At 69.7% G+C, this 24,027-nt stretch carries 27 protein-coding genes; 9 read left to right on the top strand and 18 right to left on the bottom strand.

Annotated features, from left to right (window positions below; all coding sequences use genetic code 11):
* Positions 1-7 precede the first annotated feature (7 nt).
* On the bottom strand, positions 8-919 hold the full coding sequence (locus CS1GBM4_RS15075) for a pyridoxamine 5'-phosphate oxidase family protein (RefSeq protein ID WP_186419543.1): 912 nt from the start codon (positions 917-919) through the stop codon (positions 8-10).
* A gap of 6 nt (positions 920-925) precedes the next feature.
* On the bottom strand, positions 926-1,549 hold the full coding sequence (locus CS1GBM4_RS15070) for a glutathione S-transferase (RefSeq protein WP_186419542.1): 624 nt from the start codon (positions 1,547-1,549) through the stop codon (positions 926-928).
* A 97-nt stretch (positions 1,550-1,646) separates the two neighbouring features.
* Between CS1GBM4_RS15070 and CS1GBM4_RS15065 the strand changes: the two genes are divergently transcribed.
* Positions 1,647-2,549, top strand: a complete 903-nt coding sequence (locus CS1GBM4_RS15065; RefSeq protein ID WP_186419541.1) for a LysR family transcriptional regulator — start codon at positions 1,647-1,649, stop codon at positions 2,547-2,549.
* 13 nt (positions 2,550-2,562) lie between these two features.
* Here the strand turns inward: CS1GBM4_RS15065 and gcvA are convergent, their stop codons facing one another.
* A complete protein-coding gene (gene gcvA / locus CS1GBM4_RS15060) occupies positions 2,563-3,507 on the bottom strand; it encodes a transcriptional regulator GcvA (RefSeq protein ID WP_210201585.1) in 945 nt (314 codons plus the stop codon).
* A 104-nt stretch (positions 3,508-3,611) separates the two neighbouring features.
* On the opposite strand from gcvA, the gene CS1GBM4_RS15055 reads away from it, so the two are divergent.
* A complete protein-coding gene (locus CS1GBM4_RS15055) occupies positions 3,612-3,836 on the top strand; it encodes a DUF1127 domain-containing protein (protein WP_186419540.1) in 225 nt (74 codons plus the stop codon).
* 185 nt (positions 3,837-4,021) lie between these two features.
* Here CS1GBM4_RS15055 and CS1GBM4_RS15050 read toward each other — a convergent pair whose 3' ends face one another.
* The 3 genes from CS1GBM4_RS15050 to CS1GBM4_RS15040 all read right to left on the bottom strand — a co-directional run bounded on the left by CS1GBM4_RS15050 (position 4,022) and on the right by CS1GBM4_RS15040 (position 6,797).
* A complete protein-coding gene (locus CS1GBM4_RS15050) occupies positions 4,022-5,368 on the bottom strand; it encodes an ATP-binding protein (protein ID WP_186419806.1) in 1,347 nt (448 codons plus the stop codon).
* Positions 5,369-5,475: 107 nt separating this feature from the next.
* Positions 5,476-6,204, bottom strand: coding sequence for a response regulator (locus tag CS1GBM4_RS15045; RefSeq protein WP_186419539.1), 729 nt, complete (start codon positions 6,202-6,204; stop codon positions 5,476-5,478).
* 71 nt (positions 6,205-6,275) lie between these two features.
* Positions 6,276-6,797 (bottom strand): helix-turn-helix domain-containing protein, encoded by a 522-nt coding sequence (locus CS1GBM4_RS15040; protein WP_186419538.1) that lies wholly within the window; start codon positions 6,795-6,797, stop codon positions 6,276-6,278.
* A 172-nt stretch (positions 6,798-6,969) separates the two neighbouring features.
* On the opposite strand from CS1GBM4_RS15040, the gene CS1GBM4_RS15035 reads away from it, so the two are divergent.
* Positions 6,970-7,860, top strand: coding sequence for a branched-chain amino acid aminotransferase (locus CS1GBM4_RS15035; RefSeq protein ID WP_186419537.1), 891 nt, complete (start codon positions 6,970-6,972; stop codon positions 7,858-7,860).
* Positions 7,861-7,984: 124 nt separating this feature from the next.
* Here CS1GBM4_RS15035 and CS1GBM4_RS15030 read toward each other — a convergent pair whose 3' ends face one another.
* The 5 genes from CS1GBM4_RS15030 to uvrC form a co-directional block, all read right to left on the bottom strand.
* A complete protein-coding gene (locus CS1GBM4_RS15030) occupies positions 7,985-9,052 on the bottom strand; it encodes a DUF1176 domain-containing protein (protein WP_186419536.1) in 1,068 nt (355 codons plus the stop codon).
* A 4-nt stretch (positions 9,053-9,056) separates the two neighbouring features.
* Positions 9,057-9,521, bottom strand: coding sequence for a molybdenum cofactor biosynthesis protein MoaE (locus CS1GBM4_RS15025; RefSeq protein ID WP_186419535.1), 465 nt, complete (start codon positions 9,519-9,521; stop codon positions 9,057-9,059).
* A 180-nt stretch (positions 9,522-9,701) separates the two neighbouring features.
* The gene (gene moaD, locus CS1GBM4_RS15020; protein ID WP_186419805.1) at positions 9,702-9,953 is read right to left on the bottom strand and encodes a molybdopterin converting factor subunit 1; all 252 of its coding nucleotides are present in this window, start codon (positions 9,951-9,953) and stop codon (positions 9,702-9,704) included.
* Between the two features lie 26 nt (positions 9,954-9,979).
* A complete protein-coding gene (pgsA, locus tag CS1GBM4_RS15015) occupies positions 9,980-10,591 on the bottom strand; it encodes a CDP-diacylglycerol--glycerol-3-phosphate 3-phosphatidyltransferase (protein ID WP_244607238.1) in 612 nt (203 codons plus the stop codon).
* Between the two features lie 260 nt (positions 10,592-10,851).
* Positions 10,852-12,948 carry an excinuclease ABC subunit UvrC gene (gene uvrC / locus CS1GBM4_RS15010; RefSeq protein WP_186419804.1) on the bottom strand — a complete coding sequence of 699 codons (2,097 nt, stop codon included), beginning with the start codon at positions 12,946-12,948 and terminating at the stop codon, positions 10,852-10,854.
* 250 nt (positions 12,949-13,198) lie between these two features.
* On the opposite strand from uvrC, the gene lgt reads away from it, so the two are divergent.
* The 5 genes from lgt (at position 13,199) to CS1GBM4_RS14985 (ending at position 17,298) form a co-directional block, all read left to right on the top strand.
* Positions 13,199-14,041 (top strand): prolipoprotein diacylglyceryl transferase, encoded by an 843-nt coding sequence (gene lgt / locus CS1GBM4_RS15005; protein ID WP_186419533.1) that lies wholly within the window; start codon positions 13,199-13,201, stop codon positions 14,039-14,041.
* Positions 14,042-14,118: 77 nt separating this feature from the next.
* Complete coding sequence (locus CS1GBM4_RS15000) at positions 14,119-15,339, top strand: SAM-dependent methyltransferase (protein WP_186419532.1); 1,221 nt, start codon at positions 14,119-14,121, stop codon at positions 15,337-15,339.
* A 20-nt stretch (positions 15,340-15,359) separates the two neighbouring features.
* The gene (gene pgeF, locus CS1GBM4_RS14995; RefSeq protein ID WP_186419531.1) at positions 15,360-16,124 is read left to right on the top strand and encodes a peptidoglycan editing factor PgeF; all 765 of its coding nucleotides are present in this window, start codon (positions 15,360-15,362) and stop codon (positions 16,122-16,124) included.
* Positions 16,125-16,233: 109 nt separating this feature from the next.
* Complete coding sequence (locus CS1GBM4_RS14990; RefSeq protein ID WP_186419530.1) at positions 16,234-16,521, top strand: hypothetical protein; 288 nt, start codon at positions 16,234-16,236, stop codon at positions 16,519-16,521.
* Positions 16,522-16,668: 147 nt separating this feature from the next.
* A complete protein-coding gene (locus CS1GBM4_RS14985) occupies positions 16,669-17,298 on the top strand; it encodes a 2-hydroxychromene-2-carboxylate isomerase (RefSeq protein WP_186419529.1) in 630 nt (209 codons plus the stop codon).
* An 11-nt stretch (positions 17,299-17,309) separates the two neighbouring features.
* On the opposite strand, the gene CS1GBM4_RS14980 is transcribed toward CS1GBM4_RS14985, so the two are convergent.
* Together CS1GBM4_RS14980 and CS1GBM4_RS14975 are read right to left on the bottom strand one after the other, a co-directional pair.
* Positions 17,310-18,059 carry an SDR family oxidoreductase gene (locus CS1GBM4_RS14980; RefSeq protein WP_186419528.1) on the bottom strand — a complete coding sequence of 250 codons (750 nt, stop codon included), beginning with the start codon at positions 18,057-18,059 and terminating at the stop codon, positions 17,310-17,312.
* Positions 18,049-18,840, bottom strand: coding sequence for a glycosyltransferase family 2 protein (locus CS1GBM4_RS14975; protein ID WP_244607237.1), 792 nt, complete (start codon positions 18,838-18,840; stop codon positions 18,049-18,051). The genes CS1GBM4_RS14980 and CS1GBM4_RS14975 overlap by 11 nt, the downstream gene beginning before the upstream one ends.
* Positions 18,841-19,213: 373 nt before the next feature.
* On the opposite strand from CS1GBM4_RS14975, the gene CS1GBM4_RS14970 reads away from it, so the two are divergent.
* Positions 19,214-19,885 carry an outer membrane protein gene (locus CS1GBM4_RS14970; RefSeq protein WP_186419526.1) on the top strand — a complete coding sequence of 224 codons (672 nt, stop codon included), beginning with the start codon at positions 19,214-19,216 and terminating at the stop codon, positions 19,883-19,885.
* Positions 19,886-20,122: 237 nt separating this feature from the next.
* Here CS1GBM4_RS14970 and CS1GBM4_RS14965 read toward each other — a convergent pair whose 3' ends face one another.
* From CS1GBM4_RS14965 to CS1GBM4_RS14945, 5 genes are all read right to left on the bottom strand, one after another.
* Positions 20,123-20,725 (bottom strand): glutathione S-transferase, encoded by a 603-nt coding sequence (locus tag CS1GBM4_RS14965; protein ID WP_186419525.1) that lies wholly within the window; start codon positions 20,723-20,725, stop codon positions 20,123-20,125.
* A gap of 32 nt (positions 20,726-20,757) precedes the next feature.
* On the bottom strand, positions 20,758-21,609 hold the full coding sequence (gene rlmJ / locus CS1GBM4_RS14960) for a 23S rRNA (adenine(2030)-N(6))-methyltransferase RlmJ (RefSeq protein ID WP_186419524.1): 852 nt from the start codon (positions 21,607-21,609) through the stop codon (positions 20,758-20,760).
* 6 nt (positions 21,610-21,615) lie between these two features.
* A complete protein-coding gene (locus tag CS1GBM4_RS14955) occupies positions 21,616-22,284 on the bottom strand; it encodes a ribonuclease T2 (RefSeq protein WP_186419523.1) in 669 nt (222 codons plus the stop codon).
* Between the two features lie 11 nt (positions 22,285-22,295).
* Positions 22,296-22,754, bottom strand: a complete 459-nt coding sequence (locus CS1GBM4_RS14950) for a hypothetical protein (RefSeq protein WP_186419522.1) — start codon at positions 22,752-22,754, stop codon at positions 22,296-22,298.
* Between the two features lie 126 nt (positions 22,755-22,880).
* Positions 22,881-24,014, bottom strand: coding sequence for an iron-containing alcohol dehydrogenase (locus tag CS1GBM4_RS14945; RefSeq protein WP_186419521.1), 1,134 nt, complete (start codon positions 24,012-24,014; stop codon positions 22,881-22,883).
* Positions 24,015-24,027 lie beyond the last annotated feature (13 nt).

Below are 24,027 nucleotides of genomic sequence, written 5' to 3'. Positions count from 1 at the left end.
GGCGCGGTTAGACAGCGCCGTCTCGCCGCCAGCTCCCCGTCGCCAATGTGGTCGGCGCCGGCTCCGCCTCGCCCCAGCGCAGGGGCAGGGCCGCCCTGCGCCGCCAGGCGCGCGTGATCTCGACATGCAGCAGGCGCCGGGCGCCGCCGAGCTCCGCCGGCTCCGGGCCGTTCCAGACGATCTCGGCCATGCCCTGCAGCTGCAGCAGGTCGCCCGTGGCGAAATCGATGAAGAGCAAGGCCGCCGCCGGCTCGCGCAGCAGATTGCCGAAGGTGTTGAAATAGCTGTTGCCGGCGAAGTCCGGCACGGTCAGCCGCTCGCCCTCGATCCGGACGAATCCCGGCCTGCCGCCGCGGTGCGAGATGTCGAGCCCGTCCGGCGAGCCGCTGGCGATGAAGAGCGTGTCCGACCACGCGATCAGCTCGCGTGCCGCCTCGTCCAGTCCGCCGAGCGCCTCGCTCGCCTGCGCCGGGCCCGGCGCCGCCACATGCTGCCTGAGCTGGATGTACTTGGCGCAATTGCCGAAGCTCTGGCTCACCGTGACCCTCAGCCCGTCGGCGCTGCGCGCGGCGATGACGCCGTTGGCGCGGTTGCGCCGGCGGGTGCGCAGGTCGAGCCCGAGCAGGCCGATCGGTGCGCCGCCGCTCAGCGCCGCGTCGGCCGGGTCGCCGGAATCCGGCAGCGCGGCGATGGCGAGGGCGTTCGGGGTCGGGCTGGAGACGAAGCCTTCCGGGCCGGTGAGCATGGTGGCGATCGGCCTGCCCGCCGCGTCGCGCCCGGCCGCGAACAGATAGGGGAGCAGGGCGAAGAAGTCGCGATGCTGGTCCGGCATGAAGTCGCGGATGCCGCTGCCGCGGGCGCTCTCGCCGGCCCGGGCCTGGGCCTCCAGCTCGCCCGCATGGAAGGGAGAGGCGTCCATGGGACCTCAGCCCCTCGCGGGGATCGGCGAGGGCGGGATCGGCTTGAAGAAGGGCAGGGCCTCGACGCGCTTCAGCCAGGCCCGAACCGCCGGATAGGGCTCCAGCGGGATGCCGCCTTCCGGCGCATGCGCGACGTAGGAATAGCAGGCGAGGTCGGCGAGCGTCGGATGCTCGGCCGCGAGGAAGCTGCGGCCGGCGAGATGCTCGTCCATGAAGGCGAGCAGGCGCGCGGCGATGCGCTCGGCCCGGGCCGGGTCGTCGGCGAAGCCGAACTGCGCGATCATGCGGGCGACCGCCGGGCCATGCATGACCTCGCCCGCCGCGATCGAGAGCCAGCGCTGCATCTGCGCCGCAGCCACGGGCTCCTGCGGGATCCAGTCGCTCTGCGGCGCGTAGCGCTTCGCCAGGTAGACCAGGATGGCGTTGCTGTCGGCCAGGGTGACGTCGCCGTCCTGGAGCACCGGGATCTGCCCGAGCGGATTGAGCTTGCGGAAGGCCTCGCTGCGACGGATCTCGGCCGGGGCGGGAACGAACTCGAAGCCGAGGCCGAGGGCGCGCAGCAGCAGCTCGACGCGGTGGGTATGGCCGGACAGTGCAGTGCCGTGCAGGGTGATCTTCGCCTGGGTCATCAGGGCCTCCCGGTGGTGACGGGAGGACTCTGATTGTTTCAGAAGCGGGGCAGTAGCTGGTAGTCTGGCAAATCAGAATTCCAACTGGCGGAACGACATGGATCGGCTGGACGAACTCGCGATCTTCGTGGCGATCATCGACAGTGGCAGCCTCGCCGGCGCGGCGCGACAGCTCAGGCGCTCGCGGCCGGCGGTGACGCGGGCCCTCGCCGCACTGGAGGAACGCGCCGGCGCGCGGCTGATCGCCCGCACCACGCGGCAGCTGATGCCGACCGAGGCCGGCCGCGCGCTCGCCGCCAGTGCCCGCACGATCCTCGCCGAATACGAGGCCTCGCTCTCGGGCGTGACCGATACTCCGATGCGCGGCCTGATCAGGATCACGGCGCCGACGGCGTTCGGCCGGCGCCATGTCACCCCGGTGGTCGTCGAATTCCTCGATCTGCACCCGGAGATCCAGATCGAGCTGGTGCAGGCCGACCGCAATCTCGACCTGATCGAGGAGGGCCTGCATCTGGCGGTGCGGATCGGCGCCCTGCCGAGCTCGCGGCTGGTGGCGCGCAAGGTCGGGGAGGTCCGGCGCGTGCTGGTGGCGGCGCCGGCCTATCTCGAACGCCGCGGCACGCCGCGGCGGCCCGCCGACCTCGCCGGGCACGATACCATCGCCAGCATCGCCGCCGGGCAGACCATGCTCTGGCGCTTCGCCGGCGGCGGGCGCCAATCGACCGTGGCAGTGACGCCGCGGCTGATCGTCAACGATATCGAGTCGGCCTTGATCGCGGCGCGCGCCGGCCGTGGCCTGGCGCGCGCCCTGTCCTATCAGGCCGTGCCGGACCTCGACGCCGGCACGCTGGTGCGGGTGATGCGGGACTGGGAGCCGCCGGCCTCGCCGGTCCAGCTCGTGGTGCCGGGCGGGCAGCACCTCCAGCCGAAGGTGCGGGCCTTCCTCGACCACGCCGCTGCCCGGCTGCAGCAGCTGCCGGTGATCAGGCCGGAGAGCTGAGCGCGGCGCGGGGTCAACGCTGGCTGTCGGACGACCGGAGCAGCGCCGCGTGCTTGGCGGCCTCGTCGTGGATCCAGCGCCGGAAGGCGGCGATCGCCGGCCGGTCAGCGACCGTCTCGGGGCAGACCACGTAGTATTGATAGGCGCCCGGGAGCTGCTGCGGGAACGGGCGCACGAGGCGTCCCGCCTCGAGATAATCGCCGATCAGGGCGCTGGTCGCGAGCGCGATGCCCTGGCCGGAGGCGGCGGCCTGCAGTGCGAGGAAGGTGTGCGAGAAGCGCGGCCCGTGGGTCGCGTCGACGTCGTGGACGCCGGCGAAGGCGAGCCATTGCGGCCAGCTCACATATTCCGGGATGCCCTCGGCGATCTCGTGCAGCAACGTGTGGTGGCCGAGGTCGGACGGCTCGCGCAGCGGGCGCGCCGGATCGTCGAGGAGCGCCGCGTTGCAGACCGGAAAGAAGCTCTCCGCCATCAGCAGCTCGGAACGCAGCCCGGCATAGGCGCCCTGCCCGTAGCGGATGGCGATGTCGACGTCCTCGCGGGCGAAATCGGTGAGGTGCAGCGAGACGGAGATGCGCACCTCCAGCTCCGGATGACGCTGCTTGAGCGAACCGAGCCGCGGGATCAGCCAGCTCAGGGCGAAACTCGGCATGGTGCTGACCGTCAGCACGTTCGCCGCGTCCGGCCGCAGCGCCCGCGCCGTGGCGTCGTCGAGCTGGTCGAGCACCTGCGAGATCGCGGCGGCATAGCGCTGGCCGAGGGCCGTCAGGGCGATGCCCTTGCTCGGCAGGCGGGTGAAGAGAGGGCGCTGGAGCCAGCCCTCCAGAGCCTTGACCTGCTGGCCGACGGCGCTGGCGGTGACGGCGAGCTCGTCGCCCGCCCGCTCATAGTTGAGATGCCGGGCCGCGGCTTCGAAGGCGCGCAGCGAGGTCAGCGGTGGCAAGTGGCGACGAATCATCGAGTGACCAAGCTCCGCTTGGGCTGAGGCGAAGAAGTTCTCATTTGCTTCCGAGCGCGGCAATCCCCAAATTACAGGTAGAAAAGTCGAGACAGGAGGCCGCGATGCCGGCCAGGATCGCCACAGAAAATCTTTCGTTCTCCGCGCCGCAGCATGGGCCGCACGGCCTGTCCGGGCTGTTCCTCCGCCTTGAGGACTGGCTGACGGCGCGGGCCAGCGCGCGGGCGCTCTACCGCATGGACGATGCGGCGCTGTCCGACATCGCCCTGTCGCGCAGCGACGTCGAGCGGGTCAACAGCTCGGCCCGCAAGGCCCTTTGGAGCCACTGAGCCAGCACCCGTCATTCCCGGGCCTTGCGGAGCAAAGAGCCCGCAACCCATGACCACCGGCCGTTGTCGTCGCCGCGCGGCGGTCTTCGCGCTGCGTCGAGGGCGTCGTGTTCACGGGTTCCGGACTCACGCCTTTGGCGTGCCCCGGAAAGACGGCGTGGTTCCGCGCCAGCCCATCCGTCCGCTCAGACCGGCAACCTCACGGTCGCCCGCAGGCCCCCCAGCGGGGAGTCGCCGAGGATGATGTCGCCGCCATGCGAGCGCGCGATGTCGCGGGCGATGGCGAGGCCGAGCCCGGTGCCGCCGCCGTCGACATTGCGGGCCTCGTCGACCCGGAAGAACGGCCGGAACACGTCCTCGCGCAGTTCCGGCGCGATGCCCGGCCCGTCATCGTCGACCATGACGATGAGATAGCGCGCATCATGGGTGGCGCGGATGGCGATGCGGTCGCCGAAGCGGGCGGCGTTCGAAACGAGATTGGTGAGCAGGCGCCGGATCGCGTCCGGACGGACCACGACCAGCGGGTCGCCGATGACGGCGAGCTCGGTCTGGTGGCCTTGGCGCTCGGCATCGGCCTTGAGCGTCTCGAGCAGGGCGCGGATGTCGGTCTCGACCGGCGCCTCGCCGGCATCGCCGCGGGCGAAGGCGAGATAATCCTCGAGCATGCGGCTCATCTCGTCGACATCCTTCTCGAGCGCCTCGAGATCGGGAGATCGGTCGAGCAGCGCGAGCGAGAGCTTGAAGCGGGTCAGGATGGTGCGCAGATCATGGCTGACGCCGTTCAGCATCATGGTGCGCTCGCCGATCGAACGTTCGATGCGCCGCTTCATCTCGATGAAGGCATTGCCGGCGCGGCGGACCTCGCGCGCGCCGCGCGGCCGGAACTCGGCGTCACGCCCCTTGCCGAAGGCCTCGGCCGCGTCGGCGAGGCGCAGGATCGGCCGGATCTGGTTGCGCAGGAACAGCACCGCGATGGTGAGCAGGATCAGCGAGGTGCCGATCATCCAGAGCAGGAAGATGTGGCTGTTCGAGGCATAGGCCTGGCTGCGCCGGGTCAGCACCCGCATCACGTCCTTGCCGAGCTTGATGCGGATCTCGATCAGGCTGGAGCGGCCGACCGTGTCGAGCCAGAAGGGGCGCTTGACCTGCTGGGCGAGCTCGGCCGAGAGCGCGCTGTCGAGCAGCGAGAAGAAGGGCCGTGGCCCCGGGGCCGGCAGGTCGGTGTCGGGCAGGATCTCGACATCCATGCCGAGCCGCTCCTCGGCGATCCGCCCCAGCACCGTCGCCTGGTCGTCCTGCGGATAGCTCTCATAGACGTCGATCAGCGTCGCGATCTCCGAGGAGACGGCGGAGGAGAGGCGCTGCGTCACCGTCTGCCAGTGCCGTTCCATGAAGACATAGGCGATGACCGATTGCAGCAGCACGACCGGCGCGATGACGATGACGAGGGCGCGCGGATAGAGCCCCTTCGGCATGATGCGTCCGAGGGCGCGCACCGGCCGGTTCGGCAGGCGCCGCAGCGGTGCCGACATCGCCGTGAGCGCCCGGGCGAGCTGGTTCAGGCCGGCGCGCAGCCCCGTCCTCAGCCTGCCGGCGAGCGGGATCAGCCGACGCCTGAGCGAAGCGTCCGCCATGCCGGTCAGGCCCTGTCGACGATGAGGCGGTAGCCGATGCCGCGGACGGTCTGGAGATAGAGCGGGTCGGCCGGGTCACGCTCGATCTTGCGGCGCAGGCGGTTGATCTGCACGTCGATGGTGCGGTCGTTGGCGGCCGAGCCCTGGGCGGCGAGCTGCTCGCGCGGAACGTGCTCGCCGGCGCGCTCGGCCAGGGTGGTGAGGATCTCGCGCTCGCGCTCGGTCAGGCGGATCGAGTCCTCGCCCTGGCGCAGCTCGCCGCGGGCGAGGCCGTAGACGAAGGGGCCGAAGCGGACATAGTCGGGCCGGGCCGGGCTGGCGGGCGCCTCGGGCGGCGCGCTGCGCTTCAGGACGTTGCCGAGGCGCAGGAGCAGCTCGCGCGGCTCGAAGGGCTTGGCGAGATAGTCGTCGACGCCGATCTCGAGACCGTTGATGCGGTCGACGCTGTCGGCCCGGGCGGTCAGCATCAGGATCGGCACCTGCGAGTTGCGGCGCAGGCGGCGGGCGAAGTCGAAGCCGTTCTCGCCGGGCATCATCACGTCCAGCACCATGGCGTCGAAGACGAGATGGCCGAGCCGGGAATCGGCCTCGGCCGCGCTGGCCGCCGTGGTGACGCGGTAGCCGTGGTCGCCGAGGAAGCGGGCCAGCAGGTCGCGCAGGCGGCGATCGTCGTCGATCACCAGGATATGGGGGGCCTCGTCCGGAATCGGGCTGCGCGGGCCGCTCGGCGCCATTCGGTGATCCCCTTGCGGTTGCGGTCGGGCCGGATCGCCGGCCGGAACCCGATTCTGGACCAGGACGCGGTTCAGGTCGACCCGTCCTGCGATGCCAGCAAGGTCTTGCGGGCGGCGGGGTCGATCATGGCGGCGAGGTAGCGCTGGATCGCCGGGGCCGCGTCGGGGCCGGCGGCGGCCAGGGCGCGGGCGATGCGGCGCGCCTGCAGCTCGGCCAGGCGGGTGGCGAGCTCGCTGCCGGCGGCGGTGGCATGGAGCCGGCGCTGGCGCTTGTCGCGCGCGCCGGGCCGCTGCTCGACGAAGCCGGTCTCGACCAGCTCCTTGAGCACGCGGTTGAGGCTCTGCTTGGTGATCTGCAGGATGTCGAGCAGCTCGGCGATGGTCAGCCCGGGGCGGCGCTGGACGAAATGCAGCACGCGGTGATGCGCCCGGCCGAAGCCGAAATCGGCGAGGATGCGGTCGGGGTCGCCGACGAAGTCGCGATAGGCGAAGAAGAAGAGCTCGATCAGATCGTAGGGCACCTCGGCGCGCGGCGTCTCCGGCGGGGAAGCAGAAGCTGGATGCAATACGGGGGTGCTCAACGGGGCGCTCATTTTTTATGTCAGCCTTGTTGACATATCTCAGACGCAAGATTACCGGTCAAGGACGCGGGGCGACCGATTATGTCGCGGGCGCCGGTCCCGGCGCAGCATAGATACCGCGCTTGCACGCCTTTCCGGCCTGTGGCGGAGTGCCTGCAAGAAAAACACCCTGGAGGACTGTACCATGTCTGTCATTCCTTTCGACCAGCGCGACGGCGTCATCTGGTTCGACGGCAAGCTCGTGCCGTGGAAGGAGGCCAAGGTGCACGTACTCACGCATGGCCTGCATTACGGCTCCTGCGTCTTCGAGGGCGAGCGGGCCTATGACGGCGTGATCTACAAGTCGACGGAGCACTCGCAGCGCTTCCACAAATCGGCCGAGATCATGGATTTCACCATCCCCTATTCGGTCGCCGAGATCGACGCCGCCAAATATCTCTGCCTGAAGGAGAACGGGCTGAAGGATGCCTATCTCCGCCCGGTGGCCTGGCGCGGCTCGGAGATGATGGCCGTCTCCGGCATGAACAACACCATCCATACGGCGATCGCCGTGTGGGAGTGGCCGAGCATGTTCGACATGGCGCAGAAGCTGAAGGGCGTGCGGCTCGATCTCGCGCCCTATCGCCGGCCCGATCCGGCCTGCGCGCCGGTCCATGCCAAGGCGGCGGGCCTCTACATGATCTGCTCGCTGTCCAAGCACAAGGCGGAGCGCGCCGGCTATGCCGACGCGATGATGCTCGACTGGGAAGGCAATGTCGCCGAATGCACCGGCGCCAACATCTTCTTCGTCAAGGACGGCGTGGTCCACACCCCGCTGGCCGACCGCTTCCTGAACGGCATCACCCGCCAGTCGGTGATCGAGCTGTGCAGGAAGCGCGGCTTCGAGGTGGTCGAGCGCCGCATCCGGCCGGAGGAACTCGAGGGCTTCAGCGAGTGCTTCATCACCGGCTCGGCCGCCGAGGTGACGCTGGTCTCGGAGATCGGCCCCTACAGCTTCATCACCGGCAATATGGGCAAGGTGATCATGGAGGATTATTCGGACGAGGTCCGGCAGAAGTCCCGGGCCGCGGCCTGAGCATAGCACTGCATCGTCATGGTCGGGCTTGTCCCGACCATCCACGTCTTCCTTCCCGCAAGTGCGGTGTTCAAGACGTGGATGCTCGCCCCTGGGGCGAGCATGACGGTTAGTGCCGTATCCTTTACTTCGCCACTCTCACCTCGCTGCGGAACAGGGTGATCCAGTCGTCGGGGCCGATGCCGCGGCATTCGCCCATCATGCTGAGCCCGGTCAGGACGAAGCTCGCGCCGGTCCAGGCATAGCCGCCGGCGGCGCCGCAATCGCCGAGGCCGCGGCCCTTGGAAAAATAGTCGATCCGGCCGGTCTTCGGCTCGAATTCGGCATTGACCAGCATGTTCTTCTCGCTGCCGTTCTCGGGAAAGTCGACCGGTTTGGCCGTCGCCACCGCGCCGTTCTCGACCGTCCAGAAGCCGCTCGTCGCGTTGTAGGCGCCGCGCGAGCAGGTCAGAGCGACGAGGCTGCGCCGTGCGTCCAGCGGCCAGGCCCGGTCGCCGGAGGTCGACATGTCGTCGTCCTCGCACTGATCCGGATCGCGCTGCCTGAGCTGCTTGCGCAGCGCCGCGGCGAGGGCCCTGGCGTCCTTCTCCGACAGGCTGCCGCTCGCCGGCCTCGCCGTGATCACCGGCAGGGCAGGGGCGGCCGGAGCCGTGCCGGCGCTGCCCTTGCGGATCAGGGCCGAAGGCGTGTTGAGCCGGCCCTGCTGCTCGTCGATCCAGAGCAGCGCCGCGACGGCGCCGGAGAGCGAGACCTCGGCCGACAGGCCGGGAGCGGCGACCGCCAGCTTCGTCGCCTTGCGCGCGGCCTCGACGAAGGCCGCGATGTCGGCGGGCTGGAAGGTCACGGAGGCGAGATCGCCGTCGGCGGTGGCCGGCAACGACCTGCCGGCGGCGGGGAAGGGTGCGCCGTCGAGCTTGAGCGTGACGGCCGCCGGAGGCTTCTTCCAGTCGCCGCGCAGCCGCAGGACCAGGCTTATCGCGCCATCCGGGCCGGCGGGGCGCTCGAGGCGCAGATAGGCGGTGGTGTCGGCAGCCTCCGGCGGAATCGAGAGCGCCGCGCAGCTCTTCACATTGTCGCAGCCGGCCATCCAGTCGCGGAAGCCCTTCGGCTCGGGAACCGCGGCGAGGGCGAGCGTCGGCAGGGCGAGCGCCGGCAACAATGCCAGGGCGCTGCCGCGCAGGAGGGAGGTCATCGGATCAGGAGCCCTGGTCCCAGCGTTTCGCCGCATCGTCGTCATCCGCCTTGGCCTCGACCCAGCCGCCGAGCCTGCCGTCGGCGAGGTGCTCGCGCTTCCAGAACGGGGCGCGTGTCTTGAGATAATCCATCAGGAAGTCGGCGGCCTCGAAGGCGGCGCGCCGATGGCTGGAGGCCGCGATCACCAGCACGATCTGCTCGCCCGGCCTGATCAGCCCGAAGCGGTGGATGGCGACGAGGCCGAGCAGCGGCCAGCGTGCGGCGGCCTCGGCCGCAACACGCCCGATCTCGGCTTCCGCCATGCCGGGATAGTGCTCGAGCTCCAGGGCGGCCAGCCGGCCGCTCTCGTCGCGGCACAGGCCGGTGAAGCTGACGACGGCCCCGATATCCGCGCCGCCGCGCGTCAGCGCCGCGATCTCGGCGCCGACATCGAAATCCTCGCGCTGGATGCGGACGAGCGGGGTCATCGTGGCCTCCGTCATTCCGGGGCGTGCCGCAGGCGCGAGCCCGGAACCGATGACCACGATGCCGGGTCGAGAGGGTACCATCGCCGCGGTTGCGCCTGATCGGCTGACGTCGTGGTCATGGGTTCCGGGCTCGCTGCCATGCAGCGCCCCGGAATGACGGATGCGCCTCCGCTCACCGGCTCAGCCGCCGGTCATCGGCGGGAAGAAGGCGATCTCGCGGGCGCCGGCGATCGCCGTGGCGGGCTTGGCGTGGGTCTGGTCGATGGCGGCGCGCACGATCGCTTCGTTCTCGAACGCCAGCTCGTAGCCCTCGCCGCGGGTCTTCAGCCAGCGCACGAGATCGGCGACGGTGGCCGTGCCGGAGGGCGGCGTGACGGTCTCGTCCGCGAGGCCGATGCGCTCGCGGACCCAGGCGAAATAGACCAGCCGCAGGCTGGCAGGCTCGGTGGCCGCAATCCTCATGGCCCGCGCGTATCCTCGTCGACGAGATGGCGGATGCCCGCGTTGAAATAGTCCCAGCCGGTATAGATCGTCAGCAGCGCCGCGATCCAGAGCATCACCAGCCCGATCTGGGTATTGTGCGGCAGGACCTTGTCGCCGGCGGGGCCGGCGACAAGGAAGCCGAGCGCGAACAATTGCGCCGTGGTCTTGTATTTGGCGACCCTGCTGACGGGGACGCTGACCTTGAGCTCGGCCAGGAACTCGCGCAGGCCCGAGACCAGGATCTCGCGGCAGAGGATGACGATCGCCGCCCAGATCGCCCAGCCCTTGATCGTCTCGGTATGGACGAGCATCAGCAGGAGGGCGCAGACGAGCAGCTTGTCGGCGATCGGGTCGAGCATGCGGCCGATCGCCGATTGCTGGCTCCAGGCGCGGGCGAGCCAGCCGTCGAGATAGTCGGTGACGGCGGCCGCGACATAGATCCCCAGCGCCGTCCAGCGTGCCCAGGCGTCCCAGGGCCAGAACAGCAGCGCTACCAGCGCCGGAATCGCGAGGATCCGGCCATAGGTGAGGAGGTTCGGCAGGGACCACGGTCCCCGGCGGCGGATGGCTTCGTTGAGACTCGTCACGGCAACCACCAAAACAGCGCCCTCATGACAGCGTCAACACGCAAGAGCGTGACCCCGCCATTCTCGCCGGAGAACTCTCAGCCAAAACTTCGCCGTCATTCCGGCCGCAGCGCCCGGGTCCGGCCTTCGTCCGGCCCGAGGAGAGGCGCCGCGGAGCGCCGGAATCCATCGCAAGGCTCGGCGCCCTACGATGAATTCCGGAGCGGCGGCGCTGGCGCGGCTTGTCCGGGCCGACGCCCCGATATGACCGGATCTGAGCATTAATGCTCATGGAAATGGGCATGCACCGCCTTTGCCGTCGCGGCGTTGACGCCGGGCGTCCTCATGAGGTCGTCGAGCTTGGCGCGCTGGATCGCCTTGACCGTGCCGAAATGCAGCAGCAGCGCGCGCTTGCGCGAGGGGCCGATGCCCGGAATCTCGTCGAGCGGGTTGGTCTTGATCTCGCGCTTGCGCTTGGCGCGGTGCGTGCCGATGGCGAAGCGGTGGGCCTCGTCGCGCAGGCGCTGGATGAAGAACAGGGCGGGATCGCGCGGCGGCAGCTTGAAAGGCTCCTTGCCGACCATGAAGAAGGTCTCGCGCATGGCGTTGCGGTCCTCGCCCTTGGCGATGGCGACGAGCGCGATGTCGCTCGCGCCGCACTCGGCCATGATCCTGCGCGCCGCCTCGAACTGGCCCTTGCCGCCGTCGACGATGACGAGGTCGGGGCGGGAGGGAAAGGCGGTGTCGTCGGGCTCCTCGTTCTCCGGACGAGGCTCCACCCCTCCCCCTTGGGGGGAGGGGTAGGGGCGGGGGGCGTCCGGCTGGGCGAGCGTCGGCGGAATCGAGGCGACGGCATCGGCCGAAGCGCCTTCATCGGCAAGCGCCAGCGCAACCCCGCTCTCTTTCGCCAGCCGCGAGAACCGCCGCTTCAGCACCTCGCGCATCATGCCGAAATCGTCGCCGGCGATGGTGTCGGCCGAGATGTTGAAGGTACGGTAATGGCTCTTCATGAAGCCGTCCCGCCCGGCGACGATCATGCCGCCGACGGCGTTGGTGCCCATGATGTGCGAGTTGTCGTAGACCTCGACCCGGCGCGGCGCCTTAGCCAGGCCGAAGGCGGCGCCGAGGGCATTGAGCAGGCTCTGCTGGCCGGCACTGTCGGCGAGCTTGCGGGCGAGCGCCTCATGCGCGTTCTTCCGGGCATGGGCGACGAGGTCGCGCCGTTCGCCGCGCTTGGGCGTGGCGAGCTCGACCTTGCGGCCGGCGCGGGCGCAGAGCGCCTCGGCGATCAGCTCGGCCTCGGCCAGTTCGTGGGAGAGCAGGACGAGCTTCGGCGGCGGCTTGTCGTCATAGAACTGGGTGACGACCGAAGCCAGCACCTCGGCCGGGGTCAGGCTCCTGTCGGCGCGCGGAAAGAGAGCGCGGTTGCCCCAGTTCTGCTTGTTGCGGAAGAAGAAGATCTCGACGCAGAACTGCCCGGCCTGCTCGTCGATGGCGAAGACGTCGGCCTCCTCGACCCCTTGCGTATTGATGTCCTGCCCGGCCTGCACCGCCGAGAGCGCCGCCAGCCGGTCGCGATAGCGCGCCGCCTTCTCGAATTCGAGCTCCTCGGCCGCCGCCTGCATGCGCTGGGACAGCAATTGCTTCACCGCCGTGGAGCGGCCGGAGAGGAAGTCGCGCGCCTGATCGGCCAGCGCCTGATAGTCGGTATGCGAGATCTCGCCGGTGCAGGGGCCGGAGCAGCGCTTGATCTGGAAAAGCAGGCAGGGGCGGGTGCGGTTCTCGTAATAGCTGTCCGAGCAGGACCGCAGCAGGAAGGCCTTCTGCAGCGCGTCGATGGTGCGCTCCACCGCCCAAACCGAGGCGAAGGGGCCGAAATAGTCGCCCTTGCGCTGGCGCGAGCCGCGGTGCTTGGCGATCTGCGGCGCGGGATGGTCGCCCGAGAGGAAGATGTAAGGGAAGGATTTGTCGTCGCGCAGCAGCACATTGTAGCGCGGCCTGAGCTGCTTGATCAGGTTCGATTCGAGCAGCAGCGCCTCGGTCTCGGTGCCGGTGGTGACGAACTCCATGTTCGCCGTCTCGGCGATCATGCGCGCCACCGCATTGGTGTGCGCCATGCCGCGGGCATAGGCCGAGACGCGGTTCTTCAGGCTCTTGGCCTTGCCGACATAGAGCACCTCGCCGGCACGGTCGAACATCCGGTAGACGCCCGGCCTGTTCGGCAGATGCCGGGCGAAGTCGGCGATCACCTCGATCCCGGCCTTGAGCGCGCCGGGGGCGGCCTCGCCGGGCTCGGGCGCGGCTTCGGGCGCAGGAAGGAGCTCCTCCTCGTCCTCGAATTCCTCTTCCGGCACGTCGTCTGGGCGTTCGCGATTCATGGCCTGCATGTAGGATGCCGCAGCCGCTTCGTCATGTCAGGAGTGCGGCGGAATTTGGCTTGACCTCTCCGTCGCGGCGCTGCCAAGTCGCCGCCGCCCTATTCGAGCCCTCGTCCTGAGGAGCGATCCGCAGGATCGCGTCTCGAAGGATGCTGCACCTGGTCCGGAGCCAGCTGGAGCCCTTCGAGACGCCGCTGGCGCGGCTCCCCGATATGAGGGCTGAAAGAAAGCCAGCCTCGGATCCGTGCCCATGCCCGTCTTCGCCATTCCCTTCCCGGTGATCGATCCGGTCGCGCTGCAGCTCGGACCGGTCGCGATCAAATGGTACGGGCTCGCCTATGTCGCCGGACTGCTCGGCGGCTGGTGGTATTGCCGCAGGCTGGTGGCGGCGGAGAGCCTGTGGGGCGGGCGGGCGCGGCCGGCGCCGGAGCAGCTCGACGACATGCTGCTCTTCGTCGCGCTCGGCGTCGTGCTCGGCGGCCGGCTCGGCTTCGTGCTGTTCTACGATCTCGAGCGCTATCTCGCCCGGCCGCAGGACATCGTCCAGGTCTGGCAGGGCGGCATGTCCTTCCATGGCGGGCTCGTCGGCGCGACGCTCGGCCTCTGGCTCTTCGCCAGGCGGCGCGGTTATCCGGCGCTGAGCGTCTTCGATCTCGCCGCCACCGTGGTGCCGATCGGCCTCTTCCTCGGCCGCATCGCCAATTTCGTCAATGCCGAGCTCTGGGGCCGGCCGGCGCCGGACGTGCCCTGGGCGATGATCTTCCCCGATGCCGGGCCGGTGCCGCGCCATCCGAGCCAGCTCTATGAAGCCTTCGGCGAAGGCATCGTGCTGTTCATCCTGCTCGGCCTCGTCGCGCGCTTCGGCGGGCTGAAGCGGCCAGGGCTGGTCTCCGGCCTGTTCGGCATGGGCTATGCGGTGGCGCGCATCGCCTGCGAGTTCTTCCGCGAGCCGGACCCGCAGCTCGGCTTCCTGTTCGACACCGCCGGCGGCACCGGCGGCGGGCTGACCATGGGCATGCTTTTGTCGCTGCCGCTGTTCTTCGCCGGGCTCGCCCTGGTCCTGTGGTCGCGGCGGAGGCGGGCGCAGTCGTGAGCGTGAGCAGGAGTACCTTGGCGCAGGAGCTGGCAGAGCTGGTCCGGCAGGAGGGCCCGATCAGCGTCTCGCGCTACATGGCGCTCTGCCTCGGCCACCCGCGCCATGGCTACTACATGAAGCAGGACCCGTTCGGCGCGCAGGGCGACTTCACCACCGCTCCCGAGATCAGCCAGATCTTCGGAGAGCTCATCGGCCTGTGGGCCGCGAGCGTCTGGCAGATGATGGGCGAGCCGAGGTCGATCCGCCTCGTCGAGCTCGGCCCGGGGCGCGGCACGCTGATGCAGGACATGCTGCGGGCGGCGCGGGCCTTGCCGGGCTTCCGCGAGGCGCTTTCGGTGCATCTGGTCGAAACGAGCCCGGTGCTGCGCGAGCGGCAAAGGGCGACGCTCGCCGCGAGCGGTGCGGCTCCGCACTGGCATGAGCGCATCGAAGGAGCGCTCGAAGGGCCGGCGATCGTCGTCGCCAACGAATTCCTCGACGCGCTCCCGCTCGACCAGTTCGTCCGCACACCGGAAGGCTGGCGCGAGCGGCTGGTGGGATTGGATCAGAACGGGGCGCTGACCTTTGGCTTGGCGCAATATGCCCCCTCTCCTACTGATCTCGGGCCTGCCCGAGATCAGCATCTTAAAGTGCCGAAGTCGGCAACAGCCGACTTCGGTGCGGGAGAGGGTTGGGGTGAGGGGTCTTTCGACGCTGCCAGTGCATCGCCGACAAAGGCCGCCAGCGTTTCCAACCCGAGCGACCCCTCATCCGGCCCTGCGGGCCATCTTCTCCCGCAAGGGAGGGAGGAAGACGCGGCACCAGCCGGCTCCGTATTTGAACAACCGCTGGCAGCGCTGGAGGCGGTCTCGGCCGTTGCCCGGCACGTCGCGGCCGGAGGCGGCGCCGGTCTCTTCATCGATTACGGGCCGGCCCACTCCGGCTTCGGCGACACGCTGCAGGCGCTGAAGCGCCATGCCTTCGTCGACGTGCTGGCCGAGCCGGGCGACGCCGACCTCACCGTCCATGTCGACTTCGCCCGCATGGCGCAGGCGGGGCTGGCCGCCGGCGGCGCGGCGCATGGCCCGGTGACACAGCGCGATTTCCTGCTGGCGCTCGGCCTTCGGCAACGGCTCGAGGCGCTGTCCCGGCGCGCGACGCCGGAGCAGGCCGCGTCGCTCGCGCGTGGCGTCCAGCGTCTGATCGCCACCGGGCCGACGGCGATGGGCGAGCTGTTCAAGGTGCTCGCGGTCGGCGATCCGACATTGCCGCTCCTGCCCGGATTTGACCTTCATCGCCTGCCAGAGCAGAGCTGAGCCGAAACGGATGTGCCGCCATGTTCATCACCTCTCCGGACCTCGCCCTTGAGCCCGGCATCCGCCATGCCTTCTTCACCCGCGAAGGGGGCGTGTCGACCGGAATCTATGCTTCGCTGAACGGCGGGCTCGGCTCGAACGACGACCAGCGGCTCGTCACCGAGAATCGCGCCCGCATGGCGAAGCAGATGGGTGTCGAGGCCGACCGGCTGGTCAGCGTCCATCAGGTGCATTCGGCGGATGTCGCGATCGTCACCGGCTCATGGCCGGCGGAGCGGCCGAGGGCCGACGCAATGGTCTCGATCGCGCACGGCGTCGCGCTCGGCATCTCGACCGCCGATTGTGGCCCGATCCTGTTCGCCGATGCCGAAGCCGGCGTGATCGGCGCGGCCCATGCCGGCTGGAAGGGCACCCTTGCGGGAGTGATCGGCGCGACCGTGACCGAGATGGAAAAGCTCGGCGCCCGGCGCGAGCGCATCATCGCCGTGCTCGGGCCGACGATCAGCGCCGCCGCCTATGAGGTCGGCCCGGAATTCGTCGAGCGCTTCAAGGGCGAGAACGCGACCTTCGCGCGCTTCTTCCATGCCTCGGAGCGGCCGGCGCATGCGATGTTCGACCTGCCGGCCTTCATCGCCCACCGCGCCCAGGAGGCCGGCATCGGCCGCTTCTACGATCTCGCCCTGTGCACCTATGGCGACGAGCAGCGCTTCTACAGCTATCGCCGCACGACGCACCGGCAGGAGGCGGATTACGGACGGCTGATCTCGGCGATCGCGCTGGGTTGAGCCGCAACTTCCCGGTGCATTTCCGGGAAACGAGTCGCTTCGCGTGTTGCCCCGCCACCCGTGCAGGCGCATCCTCCCTCCGCCATCCACCCTGGCTGAGGGATTGAACATGGAACAGATCCTGATGAACCTGGTCGCCGGCGCGATCGGCGGCAATGCGGCAGGCAAGGCCTCGCCGACCTTCGATATCGGCACGCTCGGCAACACCATCGCCGGCCTGGTCGGCGGCGGCGTGCTCGGTCAGCTCATCCCGATCCTGCTGCCGGCGATCTCGGCGGCGGCGCAGGGCGGCAATCTCAGCGTCGGCGGCATCCTCACCAACCTGATCAGCGGCGGCGCCGGCGGCGCGATCCTCACCGCGATCATCGGCGCCATCAAGAACAAGGCCGCGGCCTGACCCGGCCGTCTCTCTCCGGCGCCGCCCGGGCGCGGCGGCGTGTTCGCGCGGGTTGATCGTAACGATCACGACAATTGACGACGGACGCGCTTGCCGGAAGGGGCCCCGAGCGGGCACCTTCCGCTCCCTGCCCGCCCGAGGTCTCCGATGCCGCACCAGATCGACTATTACTTCACCCTGCTCTCGCCATGGACCTATCTCGGCCATGACGCCTTCACTGCATTGGCGAAGCAATACGGACTGGCGGTCCGCTACCGGCCGACGCCGCTGCGTTCCGTGTTCGACGAGACCGGCGGCCTGCCGCTGCCGAAGCGCCACCCGGTGCGCCAGCGTTATCGCGTGCTCGAATTGCAGCGCTGGCGCGCCAGGCGCGGCCTGCCGCTGACGCTGTTCCCGAAGTTCTTCCCCTATGACGTGTCGCTGGCAGACCGGGTCGTCCTCGCCCTCGTCGCGCGTGGCGAGGACCCGGCCGGCTTCGTCGGCGAGGTGCTGGCCGATGTCTGGGCCCGCGAACAGGACATGTCGCGGCCGGAATCGGTGCTCGCCGCCGCCGAGCGGGCCGGCCTCGCCACCGCGGGCCTGATCGAGGCGGCCGAAAGCGAGGCGATCGGCGAGGCCTATCGGGCGGCGATCGCGCAGGCGGTCGAGGCCGGCGTCTTCGGCGCGCCGAGCTATGTGCTCGACGGCGAGATCTTCTGGGGGCAGGACAGGATCGATCTCCTGGCCGACGCGCTCAAAAGCGGCCGGGCGCCCTATCGCGACGACGCGACGGTCTGAACCGCGTCGCCTCAGTCGACGATGTCGGGCGTGCGCCAGGCAATGTGCTGCCCGGCGTCGACGGCGATCATCTGGCCGGTGACCGCCTGGGCGCGGGCGAGATAGAGCACCGCCTCGGCGATGTCGGCGGCCTCGACCTTGCGGCCGAGCGGCGTGCCGCCCGCCTCCTCGGCCAGCCGCGCCTCGCCGTCATGCGGGTTGGCGAAGGTCGGGCCGGGCCCGACCGCATTGACGCGGATGCGCGGCGCCAGCGCCTGCGCCATCGTCGTCGTCGCCGTCAGCAGCGCGGCCTTGGTCAGCGTGTAGGAATAGTATTGCGGCGTCAGCTTCCAGACGCGCTGGTCGACGATGTTGACGATCGCGCCCTGCCGGCCGGGCGGCAGGCGGCGCGCCATGGCGCCCGCGAGCACGGACGGCGCGCGCAGGTTGATCGAGAACTGGCGGTTCCAGGTCGGCACGTCGAGCCCGAGCAGGTCGTCCACCAGAAAGCTCGAGGCGCTGTTGACGAGCAGGCCGACCGGCCCGAGCGCCGCCTCCGCCTCCGGCACGATGCGCTCGACCGCGCCCGGATCGACGAGATCGGCGGCGACGACATGGGCCCGGCCGCCGGCAGCGACGATCTGCTCCGCCAGCGAATCGGCTTCCGCGCGCGAGCTGTTGCAGTGGATCGCGACCGCGTAGCCGGCGTCGGCCAGCCGCTCGACGATCGCCCGGCCGATGCGCCGGGCGCCGCCGGTGACGAGGGCGACCTCAGCCGCCATTGCCGTTGCTACGGGCGCTGCGGCGCTGGAGCCGGCGCTCCCAATGCTTGGCGACGCGCAGATAGCGATAGAAGGCGTAGTTCATCGCCGTCATGAAACCGTAGACCCCGCGCAGCATGTGGCGGCGCCCGATATAAGCCTTGACGAAGTTCGCAGGAAACTCGGCCGCGAGCCGGAAGACCGAGAGGGTCTCGCCGCGCGCGTCGAGATCGTCGGCCTGGGCGTCGCTATAGGCGTTGAGCTTGACCATCTGCTCGCCGAGCGACCGCACCGAATAATGGTGGACGGTGCCCCTGAGCTTGCCGATGCGCGCATCCGCGGCGAGGTCGACGCGGTCATGGACGGGCGAGGGCGAATAGCGGCCCTTGTCGGCGCGGTAGAGGCGGACGGGCGACAGCGCATAGGCGAAGCGATGGGGCGCGCCCTCACCGGGGAAGATCTCGGCGATGCGGATACGATAGGCGTCGCAGGCCGGCTCGCCATGGGCGAAGAGCGCGGCGATCTCGGCGGCGAGATCGGGCGGCGTCACCTCGTCGGCGTCGAGGTTGAGCAGCCAGGGATGGCGACACTGCTCCTCGGCGAAGCGCTTCTGCGGGCCGTAGCCCGGCCAGCCGCGCTCGATCACGCGCGCGCCCAGACCGGCGGCGATGGCCTGCGTGCCGTCGGTCGAGCCGGAATCGATCACGACGATGTCATCGCTGAGGTCGCGAACCGCGGCTATGGTGCGGCCGATGCGGTCGGCCTCGTCGCGCGCGATGATGAAGATCGAAAGCGGTGGCACGGCAGGCGGGTCTCGACGAAAGGCTGGGCCCAGTCGGCTAAAGCACGCGCGCGGGCGGGCCGCAAGCACAGGGCGCATGGCCGATTTGCGCCGGCCATGGAACCCAAAGGCGTCCGCGGCGGTTATGACGTGGCCGTGCGTTGTCGCTGACGTTGCGTTAGTATTCGGTCAACCATTCACACTGTCTTAACAAAGACTAACCGGAATTGACCAATATGCCTTGCTTGTTCCGGATCGTGCCGCAATTTCGCCTCGGTCTGACCAGCAGATGTGTTCTCGCCGCAACAGACACGGCCCGCCATCAGCCTTATAACGAGGCTACTGAAATCACCCGCCGGCCAGCGCCGGAAATGCGATGACTAAGGAGTTTGTCATGAAGAAGTATCTGCTTTCGGGCGTTGCGGCCCTCGGCCTCATCGCCGCCGGCGCTGCCTCCGCTGCCGACCTGCCGAGCCGCAAGGGCCCGGTCGTCGCCCCCGTCTACGCCCCCGTCTTCACCTGGACCGGCTTCTACGTCGGTGCCAACGCCGGCTACGGCTTCGGCAACATGGACTCGGTCGGCGTCAACGCCTTCGGTGACCTCGACGGCTTCGTCGGCGGCGGCCAGATCGGCTACAACTACCAGATCGGCCAGATCGTCCTCGGCCTCGAGGCCGACTTCCAGGGCGCTGACCTGAAGGCCGGCTCGAGCTTCGCTGGCCTGGGCATCGTCAACGAGGGCAAGGTCGAGTGGTTCGGCACCGTCCGTGGCCGCGTCGGCTTCGCCTTCGACCGGTTCCTGCCGTACATCACCGGTGGTCTTGCCTACGGCAACGTCAAGACGACCCTGACGCCCGGCGTGACCATCAACGGCCTGGCTTCGGACGACAACACCCACACCGGCTGGACCCTCGGCGCGGGCGTCGAGTACGCCTTCACCAACAACCTGATCGGCGGCGTCGAGTACCTCTACGTCGACCTCGGCGACAAGAAGGTCTTCAACGGTGCTGACAAGGTCGGTGCGGACTTCTCGCTCGTCCGCGCCCGCCTCAGCTACAAGTTCTGATCCAGCCTTCACCGGCTGACAGAAGAAACCCGGTGGCTTCGGCCACCGGGTTTTTTGTTGTTTGACGCATCGAAGCGCCTGTCCGGGCAAGCCGCATGAGCGCTACTCCGGAAGCCGTCATCGCGCGGGCAAGCGAAGCGATCGGGGGAGACGTGGAACTCTGTCGCCGCTCGATTGCTTCGTCGCTGCGCTCCTCCCAATGACGGCTCGCGCAATCTGGTCCGATCGAAAAGAGCGTCAGCCCTTGAAGCGCGTGGCCTCGAAGGCCGGGACTCGCGCGGCGAAGCCGTCGAGCCAGGCGACCAAGCCCGGGTGAGCGGCGCGCCAGGACCCGGCGAAGCGCAGATCGAGATAGCCGAGGGCACAGGCGAGGGCAATTTCGCCGATCCGGGGCCGCTCATAGGCAGGCGGTGCGGCCTCGAGCGAGAGCAGGGCGCGCGCAACCTTGCCGGCCTGGTTCTCGACCCAGGCGGCGTTGCGGGTCTCGGCGGTCCGGAAGCGGGTCTCGTAGACCTGCAGCAGCGCGGCGTCGCAGATGCCGTCGGCGAGCGCCTGCAGGCGCAGCTGGGCGAAGCGGGCCTCGCCATGCGGGAAGAGCCGGCCGCCACCGGCGATGTGGTCGAGATATTCGGCGATGACGCGCGAATCGAACAATGTGCCGCCGCCCTCCAGCACCAGGGTCGGGATCTTGCCGAGCGGGTTCTGGCGGCGCAGCGGGTCGGCCGGATCGTTGGTATCGGCCGGAACGATCTCGACCTGGTCCTCCAGCCCGAGCTCGGCGATGGCGATCTTGACCTTGCGGCCGAAAGGCGAGGCCGGGGAGGAGCGCAGGATCAGCATGGGGCAGCCTTCAGTCTGGCGGGAGGGAGCGGTCAGCCATCGGGGCGAATCGCTTCGCAGCGGTAGCGCGGGCGCGGCCCCTGGGCGAGCCGTTCGCACAGGGCCGGCAGCAGAATCCCGGCCTCCTGTGCGAGCAGCCAGGGCGGATTGACGATCAGCATCCCGGTCGCGCTCAGGCCGCCGGCGGCGTCGGGCCGGTCGACGTCGATCTCGAGCCGGAGCAGGCGGCCGATGCCGGCGTCGAGAATCGCATCGAGCAACCGCTCGACGGCGCGCTCGTCCTTGATCGGATACCAGAGCGCGTAGATGCCGGTGGCCCATTTGCGATGCGCGGCCACGAGTTCGCCCGCCAGCGTGGCGAATTCGTCCTTCTCCTCGAAGGGCGGGTCGATCAGCACGAGGCCGCGGCGTTCCTTGGGCGGCACATTGGCCCGCAGGGCCGTCCAGCCGTCGATCTCGAGCGCCTTGCAGCGTTCGTCACGGCCGAGCGTCAGCGCGAGCTTGCGGTAGGTGTTGTCGTGCAGCTCCGCCGCGATCAGGCGGTCGTCGCTTCGCATGGCGTAGCGGCAGAGCCAGGGCGAGCCGGGATAGGTGTCGGCGCCGTGGCGGGAGCGGGCGGCGGCGAGCGCCTCGCGCCAGGGCTTCAGCAACGCCTCGACCGGCGGCGCGAGCGGCGCCTGGTCGAGCCTGGCGACGCCGTCACGCCATTCATGCGTCTTCAGCGCCTCTTCGGAGCCGAGATCGTAGCGGCCGGCGCCGGCATGGGTGTCGATGACCCGCCAGGGTTTGTCCTTGGCGTTGAGATGCGTGAGGATGCGCATCAGCACGACGTGCTTGAGCACATCGGCGAAGTTGCCGGCGTGGAAACCGTGGCGATAGTTCATCGGCGCTCAGCGGATCGCGTTGACGCGGACATCGCGGGCGCGGCAACCGGAACGGTCGACCTCGCCGCAGGTCCGGAAACCGCGCAGATCCTTGCCGAAGCAGATGCGGACCTCCTCCAGCACGCCGCGCCGGCAGGAGACCGACATCATGTCGCTGCGCAGGCCCGGATTGGCGGCGACGAAGGCGCGCTCCAGATCGAGCACGGTCCAGCTCCGCTCGCTGTCGGCCTTCTGCAGCGCCGGCGGGATCACGATCTTGTCGCGGGCGCGGCGGACATCGGCGAAATAGTCGGCCGGGCTGGCGCCGGAGCAGGTGCCGTGCTTGCGCCATTGATAGCGGGCGAGGCTCTCCGTCGGGAACAGGCCCTCCGCCTGCGCCATGGCGAGCCGCGACGGGCTCCGCCCGGAGGGGCCGCAATCGCTCGGATAGCCGCGCTCATATTGCGGCCAGAGCCCGTGCACGACGAAACCGAGATCGGCACCGGGCGCGCATTGCTCGCGATTGCGCCCGCGCCCGCCGTCGAGCTCGCAAAAGCCGGGCGACCAGGACAAGGCGAGCACGTAGAAGTCGAAATCGCCCGGGGTGCCGCCGCGCTCATGGTGGCCCTGCGCCCGGGCCGCTGCGCCGAGGGTGCAGAACGCCAGCAGGCCGAGAGCGATTCGGGCCAGCCGCATGTCGGCCCGGATCAGGGCCGCGCCATCTGGCAGTCGGGCGCGTAGGAGCGATGGCGGTCGAGGCCGGAGACGCACCAGTTGACGTTCCAGGTCCAGCCGAACAGGCCGAGATTCTCGCGGACGGAATAATCGACCCGGCGCAGCACGCCGTCATTGGTCAGGAGCCGCGCGGTGCAGAACCGGCGCGGGATGAAATCCTCGCCCCAGGGGCGCCAGGCGATCGGCTGCACCCGGTCGAAGCTGACGGCCTGCAGCGGCCCCCAGAACTTCGCCTCGCGCGAATTGAACCAGCTCGTGATCTCGCCCAGCACGGCGGGATCCTCGCAGGCCGGCAGGTTGCCGTACATCGGGATGATGCGCTCTTCCGCCCGGTCGGCCGGGGCGACATAGCGGCCGCCGGCAGCCTGGGCCGAGGCGCCGGTGAGGCAAAGCACGGCGGCGAGAGCGGAAAGAAGCGAAACGCGGCGCATGGGGGCCTCGTGCAGGGAAGTGAATCCGTTGCGGGCACGATGGCGGCGGGGCCGGTCGTGGTCAAGGTCGATGGGCGCCGCTCGGGCTCGCGAGCGGCGCCTGTGGCATTTCGATCCCGCCGGTGCTCAGCCGAACGAGGCCTCCAGCATCGCCAGATAATCCGAGGCGCTCGCCTGGCGCGGGTTGGTCGCGCTGGAATGGTCCCTGGTGGCCGCCTCGGCGATGGCCGGGAGGACCTCGCGCGGCACGCCCATCTGCGAGAGGCTGGCCGGCAGGCCGAGGCGCTGCGTCAGCCCGGCGATCCAGCCGGCGAGGTCGGCCCCTTCCGAAAGCCCGAGGACGCGGCGGATCTCGGCATATTTGGCGCCGGAGGCGGCTTCGTTGAAGCCCAGCACTGCCGGCAGCAGCACGGCGTTGAGCGTGCCATGATGCAGCGAGACCTGTTTCAGGCCGCCGAGCGGGTGCGAAAGGGCGTGGACGGCGCCGAGCCCCTTCTGGAAGGTCAGGCCGCCCTGCAGGGCCGCCATCAGCATCTCCTTGCGGGCCGCGCGGTCGGAGCCGTCGCGGGTCGCGCGCTCGATATGGCCGGCGGCGCGCTTCAAGCCGTCGAGCGCGATCGCCTCGGCCGGCGGATTGTCGCGCGGGCTGAGGTAGGTCTCGATGCAGTGGGTGAGCGCGTCCATGCCGGTGGCGGCGGTGAGCCAGGCCGGCAGGCCGAGCGTCAGCTCCGGATCGCAGATGGCGAGCCGGGGGATCAGGTGAGGCGAGATGAAGCCGAGCTTGCGGCCATCCTTCAGCGTGATCAGCGCGGCCCGGCCGACCTCGCTGCCGGTGCCGGCGGTGGTGGGGACCGCGATCACCGGCGCGACCTTGCTCGTGACCTTCGGGATGCCTCCGAGGATGGCGGCATAGGTCTCGAGCGGCCCGTCATGGCCGGCGAGCAGGGCGACGCCCTTGGCGAGGTCGATCGGCGAGCCGCCGCCGATGGCGACGAGCCCGTCGCAGCCCTGCTCGCGATAGAGCGCGAGCGCCGCCTCGACCGCCTCCTCGGTCGGGTTGGTCGGGGTGTCGACGAAGAGCGGGGCGTTGCCGAGCAGCGGCGAGGCGGCGCGCAGCCGCTCGATCAGGTCGGTCGCCGCCAGGCCTCGATCGGCGACGATCAGCGGCCGCGTGATCGCGAGATCGGCCAGGCCGGGCGCGATGGTCCTGAGTTCGCCGAAGCCGAACTGGACCGTGGTCAAATAGGTGATCGTCGCCATGAGTTCCTCCCGT

Source organism: Allobosea sp. CS1GBMeth4, from assembly GCF_900185715.1.
GTDB lineage: Bacteria > Pseudomonadota > Alphaproteobacteria > Rhizobiales > Beijerinckiaceae > Allobosea.
The sequence above is the reverse complement of the archived record's forward strand: the minus strand, read 5'-3'. Positions and strand labels throughout refer to the sequence as shown.

Excerpts from the sequence above, each read along its gene's own strand:
- CS1GBM4_RS15075 (WP_186419543.1), bottom strand. The coding sequence starts at position 919 with ATGGACGCCTCTCCCTTCCATGCGGGCGAGCTGGAGGCCCAGGCCCGG.
- CS1GBM4_RS15070 (WP_186419542.1), bottom strand. The coding sequence starts at position 1,549 with ATGACCCAGGCGAAGATCACCCTGCACGGCACTGCACTGTCCGGCCAT.
- CS1GBM4_RS15065 (WP_186419541.1), top strand. The coding sequence starts at position 1,647 with ATGGATCGGCTGGACGAACTCGCGATCTTCGTGGCGATCATCGACAGT.
- gcvA (WP_210201585.1), bottom strand. The coding sequence starts at position 3,507 with ATGATTCGTCGCCACTTGCCACCGCTGACCTCGCTGCGCGCCTTCGAA.
- CS1GBM4_RS15055 (WP_186419540.1), top strand. The coding sequence starts at position 3,612 with ATGCCGGCCAGGATCGCCACAGAAAATCTTTCGTTCTCCGCGCCGCAG.
- CS1GBM4_RS15050 (WP_186419806.1), bottom strand. The coding sequence starts at position 5,368 with ATGTCGGCACCGCTGCGGCGCCTGCCGAACCGGCCGGTGCGCGCCCTC.
- CS1GBM4_RS15045 (WP_186419539.1), bottom strand. The coding sequence starts at position 6,204 with ATGGCGCCGAGCGGCCCGCGCAGCCCGATTCCGGACGAGGCCCCCCAT.
- CS1GBM4_RS15040 (WP_186419538.1), bottom strand. The coding sequence starts at position 6,797 with ATGAGCGCCCCGTTGAGCACCCCCGTATTGCATCCAGCTTCTGCTTCC.
- CS1GBM4_RS15035 (WP_186419537.1), top strand. The coding sequence starts at position 6,970 with ATGTCTGTCATTCCTTTCGACCAGCGCGACGGCGTCATCTGGTTCGAC.
- CS1GBM4_RS15030 (WP_186419536.1), bottom strand. The coding sequence starts at position 9,052 with ATGACCTCCCTCCTGCGCGGCAGCGCCCTGGCATTGTTGCCGGCGCTC.
- CS1GBM4_RS15025 (WP_186419535.1), bottom strand. The coding sequence starts at position 9,521 with ATGACCCCGCTCGTCCGCATCCAGCGCGAGGATTTCGATGTCGGCGCC.
- uvrC (WP_186419804.1), bottom strand. The coding sequence starts at position 12,948 with ATGAATCGCGAACGCCCAGACGACGTGCCGGAAGAGGAATTCGAGGAC.
- lgt (WP_186419533.1), top strand. The coding sequence starts at position 13,199 with ATGCCCGTCTTCGCCATTCCCTTCCCGGTGATCGATCCGGTCGCGCTG.
- CS1GBM4_RS15000 (WP_186419532.1), top strand. The coding sequence starts at position 14,119 with ATGGCGCTCTGCCTCGGCCACCCGCGCCATGGCTACTACATGAAGCAG.
- pgeF (WP_186419531.1), top strand. The coding sequence starts at position 15,360 with ATGTTCATCACCTCTCCGGACCTCGCCCTTGAGCCCGGCATCCGCCAT.
- CS1GBM4_RS14990 (WP_186419530.1), top strand. The coding sequence starts at position 16,234 with ATGGAACAGATCCTGATGAACCTGGTCGCCGGCGCGATCGGCGGCAAT.
- CS1GBM4_RS14985 (WP_186419529.1), top strand. The coding sequence starts at position 16,669 with ATGCCGCACCAGATCGACTATTACTTCACCCTGCTCTCGCCATGGACC.
- CS1GBM4_RS14980 (WP_186419528.1), bottom strand. The coding sequence starts at position 18,059 with ATGGCGGCTGAGGTCGCCCTCGTCACCGGCGGCGCCCGGCGCATCGGC.
- CS1GBM4_RS14970 (WP_186419526.1), top strand. The coding sequence starts at position 19,214 with ATGAAGAAGTATCTGCTTTCGGGCGTTGCGGCCCTCGGCCTCATCGCC.
- CS1GBM4_RS14965 (WP_186419525.1), bottom strand. The coding sequence starts at position 20,725 with ATGCTGATCCTGCGCTCCTCCCCGGCCTCGCCTTTCGGCCGCAAGGTC.
- rlmJ (WP_186419524.1), bottom strand. The coding sequence starts at position 21,609 with ATGAACTATCGCCACGGTTTCCACGCCGGCAACTTCGCCGATGTGCTC.
- CS1GBM4_RS14955 (WP_186419523.1), bottom strand. The coding sequence starts at position 22,284 with ATGCGGCTGGCCCGAATCGCTCTCGGCCTGCTGGCGTTCTGCACCCTC.
- CS1GBM4_RS14950 (WP_186419522.1), bottom strand. The coding sequence starts at position 22,754 with ATGCGCCGCGTTTCGCTTCTTTCCGCTCTCGCCGCCGTGCTTTGCCTC.
- CS1GBM4_RS14945 (WP_186419521.1), bottom strand. The coding sequence starts at position 24,014 with ATGGCGACGATCACCTATTTGACCACGGTCCAGTTCGGCTTCGGCGAA.